General features: G+C 71.7%; 23 protein-coding genes and 1 pseudogene. 18 read left to right on the top strand and 6 right to left on the bottom strand.

The window, feature by feature from the left end; translation table 11 throughout:
• Nucleotides 1-21: 21 nt before the first annotated feature.
• The 8 genes from EIY87_RS36840 to EIY87_RS36805 all read left to right on the top strand — a co-directional run bounded on the left by EIY87_RS36840 (nucleotide 22) and on the right by EIY87_RS36805 (nucleotide 7,570).
• Nucleotides 22-1,005, top strand: a complete 984-nt coding sequence (locus EIY87_RS36840; RefSeq protein WP_191984404.1) for a bifunctional riboflavin kinase/FAD synthetase — start codon at nucleotides 22-24, stop codon at nucleotides 1,003-1,005.
• A gap of 84 nt (nucleotides 1,006-1,089) precedes the next feature.
• Nucleotides 1,090-1,563, top strand: a complete 474-nt coding sequence (locus EIY87_RS36835) for a helix-turn-helix domain-containing protein (RefSeq protein ID WP_086861159.1) — start codon at nucleotides 1,090-1,092, stop codon at nucleotides 1,561-1,563.
• Complete coding sequence (gene thpR, locus EIY87_RS36830; RefSeq protein WP_125314579.1) at nucleotides 1,563-2,066, top strand: RNA 2',3'-cyclic phosphodiesterase; 504 nt, start codon at nucleotides 1,563-1,565, stop codon at nucleotides 2,064-2,066. Before EIY87_RS36835 ends, thpR begins: the two co-directional genes overlap by 1 nt.
• 130 nt (nucleotides 2,067-2,196) lie before the next feature.
• Nucleotides 2,197-2,466, top strand: a complete 270-nt coding sequence (rpsO, locus tag EIY87_RS36825; RefSeq protein WP_003084034.1) for a 30S ribosomal protein S15 — start codon at nucleotides 2,197-2,199, stop codon at nucleotides 2,464-2,466.
• Nucleotides 2,467-2,691: 225 nt separating this feature from the next.
• Nucleotides 2,692-4,929, top strand: coding sequence for a polyribonucleotide nucleotidyltransferase (locus EIY87_RS36820; protein ID WP_125314578.1), 2,238 nt, complete (start codon nucleotides 2,692-2,694; stop codon nucleotides 4,927-4,929).
• Between the two features lie 84 nt (nucleotides 4,930-5,013).
• Complete coding sequence (locus EIY87_RS36815; protein ID WP_125314577.1) at nucleotides 5,014-6,378, top strand: M16 family metallopeptidase; 1,365 nt, start codon at nucleotides 5,014-5,016, stop codon at nucleotides 6,376-6,378.
• Entirely contained in the window at nucleotides 6,375-7,115 is a 741-nt protein-coding gene (gene dapB / locus EIY87_RS36810) for a 4-hydroxy-tetrahydrodipicolinate reductase (RefSeq protein WP_125314576.1), read from the top strand. The genes EIY87_RS36815 and dapB overlap by 4 nt, the downstream gene beginning before the upstream one ends.
• Nucleotides 7,112-7,570, top strand: coding sequence for a hypothetical protein (locus EIY87_RS36805; RefSeq protein WP_163046708.1), 459 nt, complete (start codon nucleotides 7,112-7,114; stop codon nucleotides 7,568-7,570). The genes dapB and EIY87_RS36805 overlap by 4 nt, the downstream gene beginning before the upstream one ends.
• Here the strand turns inward: EIY87_RS36805 and EIY87_RS36800 are convergent.
• Nucleotides 7,556-8,521, bottom strand: coding sequence for a substrate-binding domain-containing protein (locus EIY87_RS36800; RefSeq protein ID WP_225440276.1), 966 nt, complete (start codon nucleotides 8,519-8,521; stop codon nucleotides 7,556-7,558). The genes EIY87_RS36805 and EIY87_RS36800 overlap by 15 nt on opposite strands.
• A 70-nt stretch (nucleotides 8,522-8,591) precedes the next feature.
• Between EIY87_RS36800 and EIY87_RS36795 the strand changes: the two genes are divergently transcribed.
• Both EIY87_RS36795 and EIY87_RS36790 read left to right on the top strand, forming a co-directional pair.
• Nucleotides 8,592-9,452: a LysR family transcriptional regulator gene (locus EIY87_RS36795; protein ID WP_125314574.1), complete on the top strand. Its 861-nt coding sequence runs from the start codon at nucleotides 8,592-8,594 to the stop codon at nucleotides 9,450-9,452.
• Nucleotides 9,449-10,309: a hypothetical protein gene (locus EIY87_RS36790; RefSeq protein WP_125314573.1), complete on the top strand. Its 861-nt coding sequence runs from the start codon at nucleotides 9,449-9,451 to the stop codon at nucleotides 10,307-10,309. The genes EIY87_RS36795 and EIY87_RS36790 overlap by 4 nt, the downstream gene beginning before the upstream one ends.
• Nucleotides 10,310-10,341: 32 nt before the next feature.
• Here the strand turns inward: EIY87_RS36790 and EIY87_RS36785 are convergent, their stop codons facing one another.
• Nucleotides 10,342-10,860, bottom strand: coding sequence for a YqaA family protein (locus EIY87_RS36785; protein WP_125314572.1), 519 nt, complete (start codon nucleotides 10,858-10,860; stop codon nucleotides 10,342-10,344).
• A gap of 86 nt (nucleotides 10,861-10,946) precedes the next feature.
• Here EIY87_RS36785 and EIY87_RS48675 point away from each other — a divergent pair.
• A pseudogene (locus EIY87_RS48675) lies at nucleotides 10,947-11,408 on the top strand (GtrA family protein); the annotation flags it as partial.
• 66 nt (nucleotides 11,409-11,474) lie between these two features.
• Here the strand turns inward: EIY87_RS48675 and EIY87_RS36775 are convergent.
• A complete protein-coding gene (locus EIY87_RS36775; protein WP_125314571.1) occupies nucleotides 11,475-12,032 on the bottom strand; it encodes a GNAT family N-acetyltransferase in 558 nt (185 codons plus the stop codon).
• A 58-nt stretch (nucleotides 12,033-12,090) separates the two neighbouring features.
• On the opposite strand from EIY87_RS36775, the gene EIY87_RS36770 reads away from it, so the two are divergent.
• Complete coding sequence (locus tag EIY87_RS36770; RefSeq protein WP_125314570.1) at nucleotides 12,091-13,305, top strand: winged helix-turn-helix domain-containing protein; 1,215 nt, start codon at nucleotides 12,091-12,093, stop codon at nucleotides 13,303-13,305.
• Between the two features lie 22 nt (nucleotides 13,306-13,327).
• Nucleotides 13,328-14,626, top strand: a complete 1,299-nt coding sequence (locus EIY87_RS36765) for a hypothetical protein (protein WP_125314569.1) — start codon at nucleotides 13,328-13,330, stop codon at nucleotides 14,624-14,626.
• On the opposite strand, the gene EIY87_RS36760 is transcribed toward EIY87_RS36765, so the two are convergent.
• Nucleotides 14,615-15,289 carry a TetR/AcrR family transcriptional regulator gene (locus EIY87_RS36760; RefSeq protein ID WP_125314568.1) on the bottom strand — a complete coding sequence of 225 codons (675 nt, stop codon included), beginning with the start codon at nucleotides 15,287-15,289 and terminating at the stop codon, nucleotides 14,615-14,617. The genes EIY87_RS36765 and EIY87_RS36760 overlap by 12 nt on opposite strands.
• Nucleotides 15,290-15,356: 67 nt before the next feature.
• On the opposite strand from EIY87_RS36760, the gene EIY87_RS36755 reads away from it, so the two are divergent.
• The gene (locus EIY87_RS36755) at nucleotides 15,357-16,475 is read left to right on the top strand and encodes an FAD-dependent oxidoreductase (protein WP_125314567.1); all 1,119 of its coding nucleotides are present in this window, start codon (nucleotides 15,357-15,359) and stop codon (nucleotides 16,473-16,475) included.
• A 69-nt stretch (nucleotides 16,476-16,544) separates the two neighbouring features.
• Here the strand turns inward: EIY87_RS36755 and EIY87_RS36750 are convergent, their stop codons facing one another.
• Complete coding sequence (locus EIY87_RS36750) at nucleotides 16,545-17,456, bottom strand: DUF4097 family beta strand repeat-containing protein (RefSeq protein ID WP_125314566.1); 912 nt, start codon at nucleotides 17,454-17,456, stop codon at nucleotides 16,545-16,547.
• Between the two features lie 12 nt (nucleotides 17,457-17,468).
• Nucleotides 17,469-17,972 carry a toxin-antitoxin system HicB family antitoxin gene (locus tag EIY87_RS36745; protein WP_125314565.1) on the bottom strand — a complete coding sequence of 168 codons (504 nt, stop codon included), beginning with the start codon at nucleotides 17,970-17,972 and terminating at the stop codon, nucleotides 17,469-17,471.
• An 81-nt stretch (nucleotides 17,973-18,053) separates the two neighbouring features.
• Between EIY87_RS36745 and thyX the strand changes: the two genes are divergently transcribed.
• From thyX to EIY87_RS36725, 4 genes are all read left to right on the top strand, one after another.
• Complete coding sequence (gene thyX, locus EIY87_RS36740; RefSeq protein WP_125314564.1) at nucleotides 18,054-18,806, top strand: FAD-dependent thymidylate synthase; 753 nt, start codon at nucleotides 18,054-18,056, stop codon at nucleotides 18,804-18,806.
• The gene (locus tag EIY87_RS36735; protein ID WP_125314563.1) at nucleotides 18,806-19,201 is read left to right on the top strand and encodes an ACT domain-containing protein; all 396 of its coding nucleotides are present in this window, start codon (nucleotides 18,806-18,808) and stop codon (nucleotides 19,199-19,201) included. Before thyX ends, EIY87_RS36735 begins: the two co-directional genes overlap by 1 nt.
• Before the next feature lie 126 nt (nucleotides 19,202-19,327).
• Entirely contained in the window at nucleotides 19,328-20,569 is a 1,242-nt protein-coding gene (locus EIY87_RS36730; protein WP_191984403.1) for an Nramp family divalent metal transporter, read from the top strand.
• A 4-nt stretch (nucleotides 20,570-20,573) separates the two neighbouring features.
• The gene (locus tag EIY87_RS36725) at nucleotides 20,574-21,008 is read left to right on the top strand and encodes a hypothetical protein (protein WP_125314562.1); all 435 of its coding nucleotides are present in this window, start codon (nucleotides 20,574-20,576) and stop codon (nucleotides 21,006-21,008) included.
• Nucleotides 21,009-21,085: the final 77 nt, after the last annotated feature.

The raw sequence follows: 21,085 nt of genomic DNA, 5'->3' as shown, positions 1-21,085 counted from the left end.
TTACAGAGACGGGAGTACGACGTGCTGCGGTGGCGTGGGCTGGGGGACCTCCCCGGCGGCTGGGGCCGGTGCGTGGTCACCATCGGCGTGTTCGACGGGGTGCATCGCGGGCACCAGGAGCTGATCAGCCGGACCGTGGCCGCGGCGGCCGAACGGGGGCTGCCGAGCGTCATGGTGACGTTCGACCCGCACCCGTCGGAGGTGCTGCGCCCGGGCAGCCACCCGGCGCAGCTGACCACGTTGCGGCGCAAGGCGGAAATCGTCGAGAGCCTCGGCGTCGACGTCTTCTGCGTGCTGCCGTTCACCTTGGAGCTGTCCCGGCTGGCGCCGGAGGAGTTCGTGCACGAGGTGCTCGTCGACCGCCTGCACGCGGCCGCGGTGATCGTCGGCGACAACTTCACCTTCGGCGCCAAGGCCGCCGGCGACGTCGCGATGCTGCGCACCCTGGGCCGCCGGTTCGGGTTCGCCGCCTACGGCGCGGAACTGCAGGGCAAGGAACTGTCCGAAGAGGACCAATCGGCGATCACGTTCTCCAGCACGTACGTCCGGTCGTGCATCGACGCGGGTGACGTCGTCGCGGCGGCGGAGGCCCTCGGCCGCCCGCACCGCCTGGAGGGCATCGTCGTGCGCGGCGACGGCCGCGGTCACGAGCTCGGCTACCCGACGGCGAACCTGTCGACGCCGCGCTTCGCCGCCGTGCCGGCCGACGGCGTGTACAGCGCCTGGTTCACCCGCTCGGCTGACCCGTCGCGCCGGCTGCGCGCCGCGGTCTCGGTGGGCACGAACCCGACGTTCTCCGGGCGCGAGCGGACCGTCGAGGCGTTCGTGCTCGACGTCGACGAGGACTTCTACGGCCAGCACGTGGCGATCGACTTCGTGACGCGGCTGCGCGACCAGGTGCGCTTCGCCGACTCGGCCGGGCTCGTCACGCAGATCGACGACGACGTGATCGAGACGAGAAAGGCACTGGAGCTGCCCCCGGACGCCCCGACCGGGGGCGAATAGGGGATTTCGCGTTCACGCACGTGGGGGCGATGGCAAGATGCTCACGGACGGTGTGCGCGAGCGGGGCATAGGGGAGCGGAACTGGTGGAGGACCACAAGATCGTCCAGCGGAACATCGCGTTGCAGCGCGAGTGGTACGGGGAGCCGCTCGGCGACCGCGTGCGCCGGCTCGTCGTCGCGTTCGACGTTTCGCAGGCGTTCTTGGCGGAGGTCCTCGGGATCAGCGCCCCCATGCTCAGCCAGGTGATGAGCGGGCGGCGGGCGAAGATCGGCAACCCGGTCGTGCTGGCCAGGATGATCATGCTCGAGCGCAAGATCCTGGTGCCCGAGGTCGCCGCGGGCAACCGCGACGCGATGCTGGCCGCGATGGAGGACGTCCGCGACTCGCGCCCCACCGTCGGCCGGGACAACATCCCGGTCGTCAACGAAGACGCGAAGGTCCTCGCCTACCTGCGCGACCTGGCCGAGGACGAAGACCTGGGCGAGGCCGCCAAGCGCCTCGACGACGAGTTCCCGGCCATCGCCGACCTGCTCCGCCGGGCGGGCAACGGCTCCTGATGCCGGTCCTGTTCAGCGCGCTGCTCCCGCCGGACGACGTCGTCGAGGCGATCGCGGAAGCCGTGGGCGAGCCGGGCGGCGGCCTGCGCTGGGAGCCGCCGGAGCGCTGGCACGTCACGCTCGCCTACTACGGGCCGGACGACCTGGAGACCCGCACCGCCTGGCTGGAGCGGCGCCTGGCCGGGCGGGCGGCCGTCGGGGTCCGGCTGGAAAAGGCCGCGACGTTCCCCGGCGTGCTGTGGTTGACTGTCGCCGGAACGGAGCTGACGCCGCTCGCGCACGCCGCGGGCGCCGACGCCGAGTCGAGGCCGTACGCGGCCCACCTGACGCTCGCGCGGTTCCCCCGGGAAGATCCGGGGCGCGCCGCGCGTTGGACCCAGAAGCTCGCCGGCTTCACGAGCCGGTGCTGGCAGGCCACCGAGGTGGCGCTGATGACCAGCGAGCGCGAGCCGGGCGGCCCCCGCTACCGGGTGGCGCGCGTCTTCGAGCTGGACGGCGCCTGAAGGCGCTGTTCAGCGGGCTGGTAACCTCACGAGCGGGTCCGGCTGCAGTCCGTGGCGGCCGTGACCGTCTTCCCGGCGTGCATCCACGCCCGGGGCCGCACGGCACTGATCAATTCGAGGAGCAACACAAGTGGCGCTGTCCACCGAAGAGAAGAAGTCGATCCTGGCCGAGTACGGCGTGCACGACTCGGACACCGGATCCCCCGAGGCCCAGGTCGCGCTGCTGACCAAGCGGATCGTCGGCCTCACCGAGCACCTCAAGGCTCACAAGCACGACCACCACTCGCGTCGCGGGCTCCTGCTGCTGGTCGGCCGTCGCCGCCGGCTGCTGAACTACGTGATGAAGGTGGACATCGAGCGTTACCGTGCGCTGATCCAGCGCCTCGGCCTGCGCCGATAGCTTGAACCCGAGGGGGAGTGGCCGCCGGCTGCTCCCCCTCGGTGCAGTACCGAACGGCGCGAGCGCGCACGAGGGTCCGTCCGCCGGTCCTCGGTAGTGGTTCCCGGGAAGCGTCCCGGGGGCTTCGATCGAAGACCGGCCTCATTCCTCGAGCGTCCTCAGGCGAAACGGGTCCCAGGGTGGGAGACTCGCGCCAGTAGAAGGAACCAAAGAGGAGAACTGTCTATGACCGACTCCACCGGAGTCACCGTGCACGAGACCGAAGCCGTGATCGACAACGGCCGGTTCGGCACCCGCACCGTCCGCTTCGAGACGGGCCGCCTGGCCAAGCAGGCCGCCGGCGCCGTGGTCGCGTACCTCGACGAAGAGACCATGCTGCTCTCGGCGACGACCGCGTCGAAGCACCCGAAGGAGCACTTCGACTTCTTCCCGCTGACCGTGGACGTCGAGGAGCGCATGTACGCCGCGGGCCGCATCCCCGGCGCGTTCTTCCGCCGCGAGGGCCGCCCGTCGACCGACGCGATCCTGACCTGCCGCCTGATCGACCGGCCGCTGCGCCCGTCGTTCGCCGACGGTCTCCGCAACGAGATCCAGGTCGTCATCACCGTCCAGAGCCTCAACCCGGAAGACCCGTACGACGTGCTGGCCATCAACGCCGCGTCGGCGTCGACCCAGATCGCCGGCCTGCCGTTCTCCGGCCCGGTCGGCGGCGTGCGCGTCGCGCTGATCGAGGGCCAGTGGGTCGCGTTCCCGACCTGGTCGCAGCTGGAGAAGGCGACCTTCAACATGGTCGTCGCCGGCCGCATCGTCGGTGAAGACGTCGCGATCATGATGGTCGAGGCCGAGGGCACCGAGCACACGCTCGACCTGATCGCCGCCGGCGGCAAGGCGCCGGACGAGGTCGCTGTCGCCGAGGGCCTCGAGGCCGCGAAGCCGTTCATCAAGGTCCTGTGCGAGGCGCAGCAGCGCCTGGCCGACGCCGCCGCGAAGCCGACCGGCGAGTTCCCGGTCTACCCGGCCTACCAGCAGGACGTCTACGAGGCCGTCGCCGCCATCGCGACCGACGACCTGGCGAACGCCCTCCAGATCGCCGGCAAGCAGGACCGCGACGCCGCGACCGACCAGGTCAAGGCCGCCGTGCTGGAGAAGGTCGGCCTCGGCGAGGGCGAAGCCTTCGAGGGCCGCGACAAGGAGATTGGCGGGGCGTTCAAGGCCCTGACGAAGAAGATCATGCGCCAGCGCGTCCTCACGGAGAAGATCCGCATGGACGGCCGCGGCCTCACCGACATCCGGTCGCTCGCGGCCGAGGTCGCCGTGATCCCGCGGGCGCACGGCTCGGCGCTGTTCGAGCGCGGCGAGACCCAGATCCTGGGCGTCACCACGCTGAACATGCTGCGCATGGAGCAGCAGATCGACTCGCTCTCCCCGGAGACGACGAAGCGCTACCTGCACCACTACAACTTCCCGCCCTTCTCCACCGGTGAGACCGGCCGCGTCGGTTCGCCGAAGCGCCGCGAAATCGGCCACGGCATGCTCGCCGAGCGCGCCCTGGTGCCGGTGCTGCCGAAGCGGGACGAGTTCCCGTACGCGATCCGCCAGGTCTCCGAGGCGCTGGGCTCCAACGGCTCGACCTCGATGGGCTCGGTCTGCGCGTCCACGATGAGCCTCTACAACGCCGGCGTGCCGCTGAAGGCGCCGGTCGCGGGCATCGCGATGGGCCTGGTCTCCGACGAGGTCGACGGCGAGACCCGCTACGTGGCGCTCACCGACATCCTCGGTGCCGAGGACGCCCTCGGCGACATGGACTTCAAGGTCGCGGGCACCAAGGACATCATCACCGCGCTGCAGCTCGACACGAAGCTCGACGGCATCCCGTCGGAGGTCCTCGCGGCCGCGCTGAAGCAGGCGAAGGACGCGCGCATCACCATCCTGGAGGTCATCGCCGAGGCGATCGACAGCCCGGACGAGATGAGCCCGTACTCGCCGCGCGTCACCAGCGTGAAGATCCCGGTCGACAAGATCGGCGAGGTCATCGGCCCGAAGGGCAAGATGATCAACTCGATCACCGAGCAGACCGGTGCCGACATCTCCATCGAGGACGACGGCACGATCTACGTGGGCGCCTCCGACGGCCCGTCGGCGGACGCGGCGATCGACCTGATCAACGCCATCGCCAACCCGCAGCTGCCCAAGGTCGGCGAGCGCTTCCTCGGCACCGTGGTGAAGACGGCCGCGTTCGGCGCGTTCGTCTCGCTGCTGCCGGGCAAGGACGGCCTGGTGCACATCTCCAAGCTGGGCAACGGCAAGCGGATCGCCAAGGTCGAGGACGTCGTCAACGTGGGCGACAAGCTCCGCGTCGAGATCGCCGACATCGACAACCGCGGCAAGATCAGCCTGATCGTGGTCAAGGACGAGGACGCCAAGCCCGCCGAGGGTGACGCCGAGAAGGCCGACGCCAAGTAAGACCGCTTGTTGGTCCGTGAAGGCCTCCTTACCGGCGTTTATGACCGGTAAGGAGGCCTTCACGGCATGTGAAGTAAGGAACCCATGGCACGGCAGGTTTCCGGGCACGAACAGCCCGTCGGCACCACCCGCACGCTCGAGTCCACCCCGGACGGTGCGGTCGTCAAGCGCAGCGTGCTGCCCGGCGGCCTGCGGGTGATCACCGAGCACGTCCCGGCGTCCCGCTCGGCCACGGTCGGGCTGTGGGTCGGCATCGGCTCCCGCGACGAGCCGGTGGCCGTCGCCGGCGCCGCGCACTACCTCGAGCACCTGCTGTTCAAGGGCACGAAGAACCGCGACGCCACGCAGATCGCCGAGGAGATCGACGCGGTCGGCGGCGAGTTCAACGCCTTCACGGCGAAGGAACACACCTGCTACTACGCGCAGGTGCTCGACGCCGACCTCCCGCTGGCCGTGGACCTGGTCACCGACGTCGTGTTCGAGGCGCTGTGCACCGACCGCGACATGGACATGGAGCGCAGCGTCGTCCTCGAAGAGATTTCGATGCGCGACGACGACCCCGAAGACCTGCTGCACGAGACGTTCGTCAGCGCGATCCTCGGCGACCACGCGCTCGGCCGCCCGGTGCTCGGCACCGAGAAGTCGATCATCGGGATGTCGCCGTCCGCGCTGCGGAACTTCTACAAGCGCCGGTACACGCTGCCGCGGATGGTGCTGGCCGTGGCCGGGAACATCGACCACAACCAGGTGCTGCGCCTGGTGCGCAAGGCGCTGAAGGACCGCCTGAACGGCACGGCGACGCCGGTCCCGCCGCGCGAAGGCCGGGCCCGGATCAAGACCCCGCCGAAGCTGGCGCTGCACACCGACGACACCGAGCAGGCGCACGTCATGCTGGGCCTGCGGTCGCTGTCGCGCCACGATGAACGCCGCTTCGCGCTGTCGGTGCTCAACGCGGCGCTCGGCGGCGGCATGAGCTCGCGGCTGTTCCAGGAGATCCGGGAGCAGCGCGGGCTGGCCTACCAGGTGTACTCGTCGGTGGCGAGCTACGCCGACACCGGCCACATGGCCGTGTACGCGGGCTGCCAGCCGGAAAAGCTCGGCGACGTCGCCGGCGTCATCCGCGAGCTGCTCGACAAGGTCGGCGTCGACGGCCTGACCGACGCCGAGGTGGCCCGCGCCAAGGGCCAGCTGCGCGGCGGGCTGGTGCTGGGCCTGGAGGACACGTCGTCGCGGATGTCGCGGATCGGCAAGACCGAGCTCAACTACGGCCGCTACCTGGGCGTCGACGACACGATCGCGCGCATCGACGCGGTGACCACCGAGGACGTGTGTGCGCTCGCTCGCACTTTGTTCGCGCGCCCGGGCGGGGTCTCGGCGGCGGCGGTCGTCGGGCCGTACGCTCACGCCGACGACCTTCCTGACGACCTGCACGAGGTGATCGCTTCATGACCATCAACGTCGGTGTGCTCGGTGCCCGGGGCCGCATGGGCGCGACGGTGGTGAAGGCGGTCGAAGGGGCTTCGGACATGAAGCTCGTCGCGGCGCTGGACGCCGGTGACGACTTCTCGGCGCTCGCCGACGCGCAGGTGGTCGTGGACTTCACCCACCCCGACACCGTCATGGGCAACCTGGAGCACCTGGTCGAGCACGACATCCACGCGGTCGTCGGCACCACGGGCTTCAGCGAAGAGCGGCTGGCTTCGCTGCGTTCCCTCTTGGAGCCGAAGCCCGCGCTGGGCGTGCTGATCGCGCCGAACTTCGCCCTTGGCGCGGTTCTGGCGATGCGGTTCGCGGCTCAGGCGGCGAAGTTCTACGCGTCGGCGGAGATCATCGAGCTGCACCACAACCGCAAGGCCGACGCGCCGTCCGGCACCGCCGCGCACACCGCCCGGATGATCGCCGCCGCGCGGGCCGAGGCGGGCGTGACGCCGGGCCCGGACGCGACGACGTCCGAGCTGGACGGTGCCCGCGGCGCTTCGGTCGAGGAGGTCCGCGTCCACTCGGTCCGCCTGCCGGGCCTGGTCGCGCACGAGGAGATCCTGTTCGGCGGCGAGGGGGAGACCCTGACCATCCGCCACGACTCCCTCGACCGGACGTCGTTCATGCCGGGTGTGCTGCTCGGCGTCCGCGAGGTGCTGAACCGCCCCGGCCTGACGGTCGGCCTGGAAAACGTCCTCGACCTGTGAGGGCCCGCAATGTGGCGCTGCTGCTGACGGCGGCGCTGGTCGTCTACCTTTTCCTGCTGGCGGACCGCGCGTTCGCGCTGTTCGCCACGGGGACGGGCGTGGGCATCGCGCTCGGCGCCGGCGTCCTGCTGCTGCCGGTCCTCGGCATCTGGGTCGTCGTCGTGACCTGGCGCAACGGCCTGCAGATCCAGCGCCTTTCGCGCCGCCTGGACGCCGAGGGCGCGCTCCCCGACGTCTCCGACCTGCCCCGGCGGCCCTCGGGCCGGGTGGACCGCGACGCGGCCGACGCGTGGTTCGCCGAGCGCCGCGCCGAGGTCGAGGCGGACCAGGAGAACTGGCGGGCCTGGTACAAGCTCGCGTACGCCTACGACATCGCCGGCGACCGGCGCCGGGCGCGCGAGACGATGAAGACCGCCGTGGAGCTGGAAGCCGCCGAGCGCTCAGGTACCGAGTAGCTCCGGCGCGAAGACCTCTTCGAGCCGCCAGCGCCGGGACGACAGGCCCTGCTCGTGGTGGTACCTGAGGTACGTCTCGAGCGTCGCGCGGTTGGCGGAAATCCCGTAGGGCCACCAGTCTTCGCCGAACCCGGCGAGGGTTTCGTCGACCAGCGCGTTGGCCCAGGGGACCATGGTCTGCACCTGGTAGAGCCGCCGGTTCCGCCGGTAGCGCGCCGCGGCGGCGTCCTTCGCGGCTTCGAACTCGGCGTAGACGCGGCGGGCCAGGCCGGGGTCGGCCCGCAGGAGCTCCCGCCGGACGACGATCGTGTGCATGATCGGGAAGATCCCGGTGCGGCGGTGGTATTCGCGTTCCCGCGCGGGGAAGTCCGGGAACAGGCGGGCGACGTTCGGGGAGCCGTCCAGCACGCACTGCGGGACGTTGGCGGAGAACAGCGCGTCCAGCTCGCCGGTGTCGAGCATGTCGTTCAGCGTTTTCCCGTCGCCGGCGGTGGTGACGTCGAGGGCGGGCGGGTGCGGGTGCGGGATGAAGCCGAAGGGCGCCGACGGCCGTTCCAGCCCGCCGATCACCCAGCGGTTCGCCTCGGGCCGGAAGCCGTGCTCGTCCATCAGGATGCCCTTGGCCCAGACGCCCGAGTCCTGGCCGTAGGTCCCGAACTCGCCGATGGTCCGGCCGGTGAGGTCACCCGGTCCGGTGATACCGGCGTGGGTGTTGACGAAGACGCAGGAGTGCCGGAACACCCGGTTGGGGAAGATCGGCAGCGCCACGAAGGGCGTGCCTTCTTCGAGCAGGCGCAGGTAGAACGTGAGGCCGAGTTCGGCGACGTCGAACTCGTTGCCGCGGATGAGCCGTTCGAAGATCTCCGGCAGCGTGTCGGCCGTTTCCACGGTGGCGGTTCCGAACAGCAGGCTGGTGGTGTCGTAGCGGAAGCATCCGATCCTGAGGTCCATGCCCTCGATCATCGGCGCGCGCGGCGGCGCGCGTCCAAGACCGGCTGCGTCGGCTCGATACCGTGGGAGTATGGACTTGCGCGTGCTCCGGTACTTCATCGCGGTGGCCGAGGAGCGGCACGTCGGCCGCGCGGCGGGGCGCCTGCACATGGCGCAGCCGCCGCTGAGCCGTGCGGTGCGCGGGCTGGAAGACGAGCTGGGCGCGACGCTGTTCGAGCGCACGCCGAAGGGCGTCACGCTCACCGCGGCGGGCGCGGTGCTCTACGACGAAGCGGTCGCGCTGCTGGCCCGGGCGGACCGGATCCCCGACCACGTCACCGCGGCGGCGGGTGCGGCGACCCTGACGGTCGGCACCCTGGCGGACACCGCCGAGCACGCCGGCGCCCGCCTGGTCGCGCTGTTCCGCGACCGCCACCCGCACGTCGACGTCCGCGTCCACGAGACCGACCTCGCCGACCCGACGGCGGGCCTGCGCACGGGCCTGGTCGACGTCGCACTGACCCGGACCCCGTTCGAGGGCAAGGGAATCAGCGTCCACGTCCTGCGCCGGGTCCACACCGGCGTCGTCCTGCGCACCGACGACCCCCTGGCCGCCCGGCCATCGGTGTCCACATCGGACCTGTCCGGCCGCCGCTGGATCCGCCTCCCGGACGGCACCGACCCGACGTGGGCGGCGTACTGGACGAGCGGCGTCCCCGGCGGTCCGGTCGTGCGGACGATCCAGGAGTGCCTGCAGGCGGTGCTGTGGAACGGGATCTCGGCGTTCGCCCCGGTCGGCCAGCCGCTGCCGCCGGGGTTGACGGTCATCCCGGTGGCGGACCGCCCGCCGAGTGACCTGGTGGTGGCGTGGCCGAAGTCCGGCGGAGGTCCGCTGGTCCGCGGGTTCGTGCGGGTGGCGGCGTCGCTGAGCCCGGCGGACTGGACCCAGTGACGCTGGTCTTGAAGCTCGTCCTGGCACCGTTGCTGGTGGTCGCTTCGTCGTTGGCCGGGCGCCGCTGGGGGCCGGGGGTGACCGGGTTGCTGGTGGCGATGCCGGTGGTGGCGGGCCCGATCCTGCTGATCACGCACCTAGAGCACGGCCCGGCCTTCGCGGCGCGGGCCGCTTCGGCGTCGTTGCTGGGGCTGGTGTCGTTGGCGGCGTTCGCCGTGGTGTTCGCCCGGGTCGGGCGGGTGCGCGGGCTGGGAACGGTGGTGGTGGGGTGGCTGGGGTGTCTGGCGCTGGATCTCGCGTTGTCGTTCGCGCCGGTGCCGGTGTGGGCCGCGCTGGGGATGGCTCTGGCGGCGGCTTGGGCGGGAACGCGGCTGGTGCCGGAGGGCTCGAGGGGGACTGGCTCGGGGAGCTTGCCCGCGTTGGGCGAGGCGGCTTTGCCTGGGCGAGGCGAAGCGTCGGCGTCAAGCCTGCGCGCGTCCGGCCGAGTGAGCCCGCCGTGGTGGGACCTTCCGGCTCGAGCGTTCGCGACAGCCGGACTCGTCCTGGCACTCACCGCCGCCGCCGGGCGGCTGGGGCCGGGGCTCACCGGTGTGCTGGCTCCGTTCCCGACCGGGACGAGCGTCGTGGCGGCCTTCGCCCTGGCCCAAGGCGGTCCGAGAGCGGCGCTGGCAACCATGCGCGGCGTACTACGCGGGCTCCGCGGCTTCGCCGCCTTCTGCTTCCTGGTCGCGGTGCTGGCCGAGCCGATCGGCGGCTGGGCGTTCGCCATCGCGGTCGGCGGCGCGGTGGCCGTGCAGTGGGCCGCCCGCAGCGGTAAACCCGCAGTGGCTAAGAAACTGAACCAGCTAAGAAACTGAAGCGAGTCAACCTTCGAACCGGCTCAACTTGCTCAGTGATGCAACCACCCAGCGAACACCGCAGGTGAAGCCGCTATCAAACTGAACCGGATCCACCTTCCGGCCAGCCCCGTGGTCAAGAACGTCGCCAACCGCATCCGCACCAGCCCCGCCAGCACACTGGTCGCCATGAACGGCGGCAACCCGACGAGCGAACTGACCCCGTACGTCCCGGCCATCCAGTGCGGATGCCGGTGGCACCGCTCCCGCAGCCGCTCGACCCACCCCCGCACCCGCTTCGTCCGCAACTGCCACCGCACCCGCCGCGGCGTCATCGGCCGCTCGCGGTGCAGCCGGTCGTGCAACGGCTTCGGCAGCTTGATCGTCCCCCGCGCGGCGAGGTAGTAGAGCGTCTTCCCGGCGATCTGCCCGACCGCGACCGCCGCCCCGAGCCACAGCCAGTGCAGGCCCGGCTGGCTCGCGCACAACCCGATCAAGAACACTTCGGCGTTGATCAGCGGCACGATGGCCGAACCGAACGCGACGCCCAGCGTCAGCAGGATCCAGCTCATCGTGTCACCTCCCGAAAATCGCTCGCGTTCTTCACGTTATCAGTTCGAAACCTGGAAACACGGGGGTTAGCCCCCGTCTTCGCCCGGTGGCCCGCACCAGAAGATCACCTGCCGGACGGCTCCCGGTCACCTCCCGCTGGAACGCTGACGAGGTGGCCGCCGAGCAACCCCGTACGCCCGTTGACCGCTTCGGCGCCCTGTGCCGGGCCGTCGTCCGGATACTCCCGCTGGGTCTGTCGCGCGTCGTGGCTCCGACGTTTCTCGGCTTCTGCCTCATCAACGGTCTGACGTTCGGCGTCGACCTCGGGTTGCTGACCGTTTTCCGGAGCGTGCTCGGCTGGCCCGTCTGGCTGGCGATCACGGTCGCGTACGGCTGCGCGTTCGGGCTCAGCTTCGTGCTGAACCGGACGTTCAACTTCCATTCCCACGCCGCCGTCGGAATGCAGCTCGTGGGGTACGTCGTGGCGATCGCCGTCAATTACGCCGCGTTTTTGCTGGGTGTGGGCGCGGGCCTGACGGCGCTGGGCGTCGAATACCACGTCTCGCGGCTGCTCGCGGGCGCCTGCGAAGGCGTGTTCATGTACGCCGTGATGCGCTGGGTGATCTTCCGCGACTCAGGTCAGGGACAGCTCGAGGGTGCCGGTGAGCCGGACCTCGCGGAGCAGGCGCTCGCCGGTGTCGAGGGTGCGGACCGTGCCGTCGGGGTTCCAGCCGGCCCGGCGGTAGAAGCCGAGGCTGGCGTGGTCGCCCTGGGCGACCCAGGCGATGCCGCGGGCGGCGCCGTCGGTCCGCAGGCCCGCGGCGGCCGTCGCGAGTAGCCGGCCGGCGTGGCCGCGGCGTCCCCACCGCGGCTCGACGAGCAGCGTGGCGATCAGGCCGGTGGCGCCCGCGTCGTCGGGCAGGCTGCCGTCCGCGGCGGCGACCTCGCCCTCGGGCGCGCGGCCGGCGACGCAGAACCCGACCGTGTACTCGCCTTCGGTGGCGACGTAGACGAGGCTGCCCGGGTAGTCGATGGTCTCGGTCCACGTCCCCACGAGGTCGGCGGCGTCCAGTTCGGCGAGCGCCTGCTTGCCCAGCAGGTCTTCGTAGGCGGCGTGCCAGGTTTCGCGCTGGATGCGGGCGATCTCCGCGGCGTCGGACAGGTCGGCGGGGCGGACGGCGGCGTCGCTCATAGGTCGTCAAGATAGCGGTGCCGTTTTTGTCGGTGGTGGCTGGCACCATGACCTCACCATGCGAACGATCAGCGTCCCGACGGCCCGGAAGACCTTCCTGGCCGCACAGGGCTTCACCGACCCGCGTCCCTCCGGCGAGCCGTCCCGGCGGCACCTGAAACGCGTGCTTTCGCGCGTCCAGCTGCTGCAGCTGGACTCGGTGAACGTCGCGGTCCGGGCGCACTACATGCCGGTCTTCTCCCGGCTGGGCGCCTACGAACCCGCGCTGCTGGACGCGGCGGCGTGGTCGCACACGGCGCGCCGGCCACGGCTGATGGTCGAGACCTGGGCGCACGAGGCGAGCCTGCTGCCCATCGAAGACTGGCCGCTGATCCGGTCGGGCGCGAAGCGGGACGGCTGGTGGCGGCACTACGGCCCGCTGATCGAGAAGTCGCCGGGGCTGGTCGACGAGATCCTTTCGGTGGTCAAGGAACTCGGCCCGATCGGCGCGGGCGGCATCGAGCGCGAGGTCGAGGCGGACGCGCAGCGGCGCGGCCCCGGCTCGTGGTGGGAGCGCTCGGAGGTCAAGCGGGTCTGCGAGTACCTGTTCGGCATCGGCCAGCTGACCACGGGCACGCGCCGGTCGTTCGAGCGGCTGTACGACCTGACCGAACGGGTGGTCCCGCCGGACGTCCTGGCGCGCACGGTCTCGGCGGAGGAGGGCGCGCGCGGCCTGATCGAGCGGTCGGCGCGCGCACTGGGCGTCGCGACGGAGACCGACCTGCGCGACTACTACCGCCTCGGCCCGGCCCCGGCCCGCCAGGCGGTGGCGGAGCTGGTCGAATCCGGTGTCCTGGAGCCGGTTTCGGTCCGCGGCTGGAAGGCGGTGGCGTACCGGCACGCCGAGGCCCGCACGCCGCGTGCGGTGACCGGCCGGGCGCTGCTGTGCCCGTTCGACCCGCTGATCTGGGAACGCGCCCGCACCGAGCGGCTCTTCGGGTTCCGCTACCGGATCGAGATCTACGTCCCGGAGCCGAAGCGCGTCTACGGCTACTACGTGTTCCCGTTCCTGCTCGACGGCGAACTGGTCGCGCGGGTGGACCTGAAGTCCGATCGCGCGGCGGGCGTCCTGCGGGTCCAGGGCGCGTTCGCCGAAGAGGGCGCGGACAAGGCGCGCGTGCTGCCGGAACTGGCGGGGGAGCTGCGGCACATGGCGGAGTGGCTCGGCCTGTCCGGCGTGGCGGTCGGCACTCGCGGCGATCTCGCCAAGCCGCTGGCGAAGCTGGTTCGCTGACGACGACTGGGGGGTGTGGTGAGTGGAGCCGTTGACGGCGATCTCGGTGATCGCGGCGAAGTACGGGGTGACCCAGCTCGTCGGTGCCCTCACCGGGGACGACGACCTCGGCGGGCTGGCCGCGGAGCTGCTCGGCGCGGTGACGGCCAGCGAGGACAGGCTGAGTACCCAGCTGGCCGGGCTCGGCCGGCAGCTGGACGAACTGCTGGACCAGCGCTACACGACCGCGCTCGCCGCCGGTCAGCGCACGCTGCGCGACCTCGTGACGGCGCCGGCCGAGGCACGCCAGGCGGAATGGACGCGGGCGCGCGACCTCTTCCGCGAAGCCGCGGCGGCGGCCCGGTCGCCGCTGCAGGAGGCAGTGGCCGAGCGGTACGTCGCCCTGTGCTTCGTGGCTCTCGGGTGGCCGGACGCGGCACGCACGGCGTGGGGCGAGGTCAACCGCGCCGCGTTCGAGGCGCTGATGGACGCATTGCCGCTCGTCGGCCCGGCGGCGTACGACCGTGCCCGCGAGCAGGCCGGGCTCCCGAGCCGGGGCCGCCGCTCGGCGCGTCGCGAACGAGAGGTCGAGGAGAAGGGCCGCGAGATCATCACCGCCGCGGGCGAGGTGGTGCCGCTCGCCCTCAGCCTGCTCGCCGAACCGGCCGCGCTCTCGGGCGGCGTGCGGCCCCACGTCGAGCTGATCCGGCCCGAGGGGTTCGGCACGGAGCAGCGGTTGACGCGTCCCGCGCAGGTCTGGATCACCCCCGGCGGCCCCGGCCGGGGCAGGTTCCGCTTGCGGCCCGAGGACCGGCTTTCGCCCTCCGGGCTGCGGCAGGAATTCGGTCCTCTCTCGGTGGTGTGGACGCTCGAGGGCCATTCCGGCGAAGTGCCCAGCGCGGGGCCGATGGCGGAAGACGTCGACGAGGTGCGCGCCCTCGTGAAGCAGGTCGCTCCCGCGGCCCTGGCCGAGCTGGGCGAGGAGCTGCTGCACACCCTGTGGCTCCGCCTGTCGTCGATCGCGGAGTCGGACGACGACTTCGTCGTGGTGGTTCGCTCGGATCCGGGACTGCGCCGGCCGTTGGACCTGCTGCTGGCCAACCGCGTGGAAGTGCCCTACCTGCCGATCCTCTACGGGGGATGGCCCCGGACGCGTGCCTTCGAGCCGGGGCAGGCCGAGATCCGGCTCCGCGAGGCCGCTTACGGGGGCGACTTCAAGGGCTTCGACGGCACCCTCTTCCTGAACGGCGTCCTGGCGTTCCACAACACCGACCGCACGATCGTCCGGGAACCGCGGTGGGACGAGATCCGCTGGGACAACCAGCACCGGCTAGGGCAGTGAGTGCACCGCGCCGATCCCGGTGAGGATGAGGTCGACGCCCGCCAGGAACTGCTCGCGGTCGTCGTGGTCGCGCACTTCGGCGGCGACCTCCCGCATGAACGGGTACTCCTCGGCGTCGAGTCCCGCCCAAGCGGCCGAGACGGCGTCGAGGAACTCGCTGCGGTCCTTGCCGCTCGTCACGACGCGCGCGTTCGCGGCGTTCTGGCCGGCGGCGCCGAGGACGTAGTGCACCAGCGCCGAAGTCGCCGTGAACCAGCTGCCCTTCGGGACGCCCAGGTCGCGGACGTGCCGTCCGATGCTCTCGAAGATCTTCGGCGTCACCGGGCCCGACGGGCCGCGCGACAGCTGCGCCGAGAGCTGTGGTGCGAGCCACGGGTGCTTCTCGATCGCGTCGAAGAGGCCGAGCGCGACGGCGCGGACCTCGTCCCGGGGTGATCCCGCGGCTCGCTCGGCGGCCAGCGCGTCCGCGACCACCGCGCCGGTCGCGGCGTCGAGCAGCTCGCCCTTGTTCGCCACGTGCCAGTAGATCGCCCCGGGGCCGGTGGCGAGGCGCTCGGTCAGCGCCCGGAACGTCAACCCGCTCTCGCCGTCGGTGTCGAGCAGCTCGACCGCCGTCCCGATGATCTGCGCCCGCGAGAGGGCCACTGCGCGCCGCTGTGCCATGCCTCATCTTGACATGTTTGGAATGACGTTCCAATAATGGAACGACATTCCAACGAAAGGAGTCGCCATGTCCGAACCCGTGGTGATCGTCGGCGCCGGGCTCGGCGGCCTCACGCTCGCGCGCGTGCTGCACGTCCACGACGTCCCGGTCACGGTCTACGAAGCGGAGAGCTCGCCTTCGGCGCGTACGCAGGGCGGGATGCTCGACATCCACGAACACAACGGCCAGCTCGCGCTCGAGGCGGCCGGGCTGACCGACGGCTTCCGCGCCCTGATCGTCGAAGGCGCCGAAGCGACGCGCGTGCTGGACCGGACGGGGAAGGTCCTGCTCGACGAGCCGGACGATGGCACCGGCAGCCGTCCCGAGGTCCAGCGCGGCGCGCTGCGCCGGCTCCTGCTGGACTCGCTGCCCGCGGGCACCGTCCGCTGGGGCCACAAGGTGACGGGCGCCCGCTCGCTGGGCGGCGGGCGCCACGAGCTGACGTTCGCCGACGGCACGACGGCGGTCACCGGCCTGCTGGTCGGCGCGGACGGCGCGTGGTCCCGCGTCCGCCCGCTGGTGTCCGGCGCGGTCCCGGAGTACGTCGGCACGTCGTTCGTCGAGACGTTCCTGTTCGACGCCGACACCCGCCACCCGGCGACCGCGAAGGCGGCCGGGGGAGGAGCGCTGTTCGTCCCGGAGCCGGGCAAGGGCATCCAGGCCCACCGCGAAGCCGGCGGCACGCTCCACACGTACGTGGTGCTGTCCAAGCCGCGGGACTGGTTCACCGACTTCACCGACGAGGCGGCGGCCAGGGCGCAGGTCGCGGGTGAGTTCGAGGGCTGGGCGCCGGAACTGACGGCCTTGATCACCGACGGCGAGACCCCGCCGGTGCTGCGCCCGATCACCACCCTGCCGCCCGGCCACCGCTGGCCGCGCACCCCGGGGGTGACGCTCCTGGGCGACGCGGCCCACCTGTCGGTCCCGAACGGCGAAGGCGCCAACCTCGCGATGCAGGACGCCGCCGAACTGGGCCGCGCGATCGCCGCCCACCCGGACGACCCGGAGGCCGCCCTGGCCGAATACGAGGCGGCGCTGTTCCCCCGCAGCGCGGCCGAAGCGGCGGAGGCGGCGCGCGACTTCGAGCTGTGCTTCGGCGAGAAGACGCCGCACAGCCTCATCGCCCTGCTGACCGGACAGGCCTGAGCGTCCACAGAGGACGCAAGACGGGCCGTCCCCGGCACCCCCGCCGGGAACGGCCCGTCTCCCCCTTACTCAGCCGGCTGCGCGCGTCACCACGGCGTTGCCGGAGCCCGTCCGGGCTCGCACCCGCAACTTCACTTCACCCTCGGGCGCCGCCTCCAGCACGTCCAGCTCGCTGGAAACCCGGCCCCCGCTGGAAGTCAGGTCGATCTCGGCCGCGGTGCCGCCGCGGATCCCGACCCGCACCTCGCCCGAGCCCGTGATCAGGTCCAGCGACCCCGACGCCGCGTCCGCGACCGACAGGTCGCCGCTGCCGGTGCGGGCCATCACCTCGCCCGAAACCGCGCCCAGCCAGACGTTGCCCGTTCCCGTCGCCAGCGTCGCCGAGCCGGCCACCGAGGACGCCTCGACGCTGCCGCTGCCGCTGCGGAGCTGGAGCCCGGCCAGCGTCGGGCCGAGGGTGATGGCGCCGCTGCCGGTGCGGATCGTGGCCGAGCCGTCCGCGCGGTCGAGCTTGACCTCGCCCGAGCCCGTCAGCAGGTCGACTCGGCCGGCCGAACCGGTCACCGTCACATCCGCGGCGCCCGCGCGCACCTCCACGTGCGAGCCGGCCGGCGCGTGCACCTTCACCGCCAGCGCCACGTTCCGCAGCTGCCACGCCTTCGGTGCCTGGACGACCAGGCGGTTGCCGAGCTTCTCGATCCGGCTCTGCCGCACCGCTTCGGCGGGGGAGGCCGCCGGGTCGACGCCCAGCTGGTCGCCGAAGCGCTCGCCGACCCACGACAGCAGGTTGTTCACCCCCGCCACCCACGGCTGCTGCTCGCCCTGGTCGTGCCGCAGCTCCACCCGCGCGCCCGAGGTCCCTTCCAGGACCACCTCGACGCGGCCGATCGTCACGCTGACGTCGAGCTCCAGCGGGACCTCGGTCTCGAAGTCGTCGATCCGCACCAGCTCGCCGGCCGGTGTCGTCTGCTCTTCACTCATTTTTCGGCCCCCTCAGCCTTCGACCCAGCCGTGCAGGCGCGACCCGGACCGGTCGTCCTTGCCGTGGTGCTGCTTGTGGGCGCCGCCGAGCGCGCCCTGCACCGCCTGGGAAACGAACGTGTTCAGCGAGACCCCCTGCGCCGCCGCGGCGCGCTCGGCCTGGCCCTTGATCTGCTCGACCAGGCGCAGCGTGATGCGGCTGATGTCGCCGCCGTCGATCGGTGGTGGTGGCGGTGTGGTGTCACGTGGTGTCGTGCGTGGTGTCGGCTCTTCGGCGGCGCCGGTGACGACCACGCGGACGTCGCGCCCGTCGAGCCGCACGTCGACGACCTGGCCCGGCAAGGCGGCCGTGACCTCGGCAGCGAGGTCGGCGAGGGCGTTCATCAGCGTCAGCCGGACGGCGGGTTCGAGTGCGGAGGACAGCAGCGCGGCCGCTCGCCGGGTCTGCTCGTCCCCGGCGGCAGCCGTGTTCGCGAGGTCCTCGCGAAGGTTGGCGATGTACGGCGTCAGGTCCATGACACCACTATGACGTCATCGGTGGTGTCAGTCAAGGAAGCGGATAGGCTGCCGGGGGAGTCGTGGACAAGGAGTGCTGACGTGACCGAAACCGTGTCACCCAGGGTGCAGCTGATCGCGAAAACGGAGTTCTTCCCGCCCGAGGACGTCCCGTGGTCGACCGACGCCGACGGCGGCGAGGCGCTGGCCGAGTTCGCCGGCCGGGCCTGCTACCAGTCGTGGCAGAAGCCGAACCCCGCCACCGCGACCAACGCCGGCTACCTCGAGCACATCATGGACGTCGGGCACCTGTCGGTGCTGGAGCACGGCACGGTCACCTTCTACATCACCGGCATCTCCCGGTCGCTGACGCACGAGCTGATCCGCCACCGCCACTTCTCCTACTCCCAGCTCTCGCAGCGCTACGTCCCCGAGCGCGCCGCCGCCGTCGTCGAACCGGACGTGATCGCGAACGACCCGGTCCTGCACGAGAAGTTCCTCGCCGCGACGCAGGCGAGCGTCGACGCCTACACCGAGCTGCTCGCCGGCCTGGAGGAGAAGTTCGCCGACGTCCCGAGCGCGACGCTGCGCCGCAAGCAGGCCCGCCAGGCCGCGCGGGCCGTGCTGCCGAACGCGACCGAGACGCGCATCGTCGTCACCGGCAACTACCGGGCCTGGCGCCACTTCGTCGCCATGCGCGCGACCGAGCACGCCGACGTCGAGATCCGGGAGCTCGCCGTCGAATGCCTGCGCCAGCTGCAGAAAGCCGCCGCGAACGTCTTCGCGGACTTCACGATCTCGACGCTGCCGGACGGCACCGAGATCGCCACGAGCCCGAAGGTGTTCGAAGGCTGATGAAACGACTCGCGATCGACGTCCGGCCCGGTGAGTACGCCGTCGTCCGGCTGCCCGCGGACGCCCCGGTGCCCGCCGAGCTGCTGGCGCCCGGCGAAGCCTTCGTCTCGGTGACCCGCACCCCCGACGAGCTGTCGGTGATCTGCCCGGCCGGTCGCGAGCCGGGCGGCAGCACGGCGGCGGAGGACGGCTGGCGGCTGCTGTCCGTGCGCGGCCCGCTGGAGTTCACGCTGACCGGCATCATCGCCGCGCTGGCCTCGGAGCTGGCCGCGGCCGGCGTGGCGCTGTTCTCGATGTCGACGTTCGACACCGACCACATCCTCGTCCGCGCCGCCGACCTCGACCACGCGGTGAAGGCGCTGCGCGAATCCGGCCACGAAGTCGCCTTGACCTGACTTTTCGGCGGGTGATCGCGGGGTAACCCCGGCGTGACGGTGGGCACCGTCACCCTTGAAATCGAAAGTTCGGCACGCCTAAACTTCGATTTGGGGTCCCCGACATCCGGCTGAGAGGCAGACGCCATGGCAGTGAGCGAGGCCGTGCGGCCGAGACTGGCCTCCCGCCTGCGCACGGGATCGGCCCTGCTCGGGCCGGCGTTCGTCGCCGCGATCGCGTACGTCGACCCCGGGAACGTCGCCTCCAACATCAGCGCCGGCGCCCGCTACGGCTACCTGCTGGTCTGGGTGATCGTCGCGGCGAACCTGATGGCCGTGCTGGTGCAGTACCTGTCGGCGAAGCTGGGGCTGGTCAGCGGGATGTCGCTGCCGGAGGCCCTGCGCGCCCGGCTGCCCCGGTCCGCGCGGCTGGCCTACTGGGCGCAGGCCGAGGTCGTCGCCATCGCCACCGACCTGGCCGAGGTGGTCGGCGGGGCGATCGCCCTCAACCTGCTGTTCGACCTGCCGCTCATCGTCGGCGGCCTGATCACCGGCGCGGTTTCGCTGACGCTGCTGGCGGTCCAGGACCGCGGCGGCCAGCGGACGTTCGAACGGGTCGTGACCGGCCTGCTGCTGGTCATCGCCGTCGGCTTCCTGGCGAGCCTGTTCGTCGAACCGCCGTCGGCGGCGGACACCCTCGGCGGCCTGGTCCCGAAGTTCGACGGTGCGGGCAGCGTCCTGATCGCGGCCGCGATGCTCGGCGCCACGGTCATGCCGCACGCGGTCTACCTGCACTCCGGCCTGGTCCGCGACCGCCACGGCCGCCCGGACGGCCTCACCCGCCGCCGGCTGCTGCGCGCGACCCGCGCCGACGTCGGCCTGGCGATGCTCCTGGCCGGCGCGGTGAACCTCGGCATGCTCCTGCTGGCCGCGACGAACCTGCAGGGCCAGGAGGGCGTGGACAGCATCGAAGGCGCGCACACCGCGGTGGCGGGGGCACTCGGCCCCGGCATCGCGCTGCTGTTCGCGATCGGCCTGCTGGCCTCCGGCCTGGCCTCGACGTCGGTCGGCGCGTACGCGGGCGCGATGATCATGCAGGGCCTGCTGCACAAGCGGATCCCACTGGTGCTGCGCCGCCTGGTCACGCTGACCCCGGCGATCGTGGTGCTGGCGCTGGGCGCCGACCCGAGCGCCGCGCTGGTCGTGTCCCAGGTGGTGCTGTCGTTCGGGATCCCGTTCGCGCTGGTGCCGCTGATCCGCCTGACGGCCGACCGCACGCTCATGGGCGCGGACGTCAACCGGCGCCTGACCACGGTGGCGGCGTGCGTGATCGCGGCGATCATCATCGCGCTGAACCTGGTCCTGATCTACCTGACTGTCACCGGCTGAGCGAATGGCCTACATCTACGCCCTCAACGCGGAGTGCGGCGAACGGGAAACCCACGCCCGCGACCTCGCCCGCCATTTCGAAGGCCGGTCCTCCCGCGTCTTCTCCTCCGAAGGCGCCTGGTGGTGCAGCATCGCGCCCGAAGGCCTCAGCGAGCGGGGGATCGGGTCCGCCGCGGAGGCCGCGGCCATGACCGCGGCCGGGCGGCAGCTCTACTGGCTCCTGCGGACCGCTCCGCCGGTCTACCGCTACGCGCTCGCCGGCGTCGAGACCGACGAGTTCCGCACGTACGCCGAGCTGGTGGCCGAAAAGGACCTGACGCGGTTCGCCGGGCTCGTGGTCAGCGAGGACATCTGGGCCGCCACTGGCGAGCGCGCCGAGTTCAGCGACTTCGCGCCGGGTTACCGATGGATCCCGTACCGCGGCGAAACACACCGCTGAGTCACAATTGCGCGGAACCCCGCACGCTCCGGAGCGGTCCGACTAGCATCTGCGCGACCGCCGCCAAAAGGAGCACC

This window comes from Amycolatopsis eburnea (assembly GCF_003937945.1).
GTDB lineage: Bacteria > Actinomycetota > Actinomycetes > Mycobacteriales > Pseudonocardiaceae > Amycolatopsis > Amycolatopsis eburnea.
The sequence above is the reverse complement of the archived record's forward strand: the minus strand, read 5'-3'. Positions and strand labels throughout refer to the sequence as shown.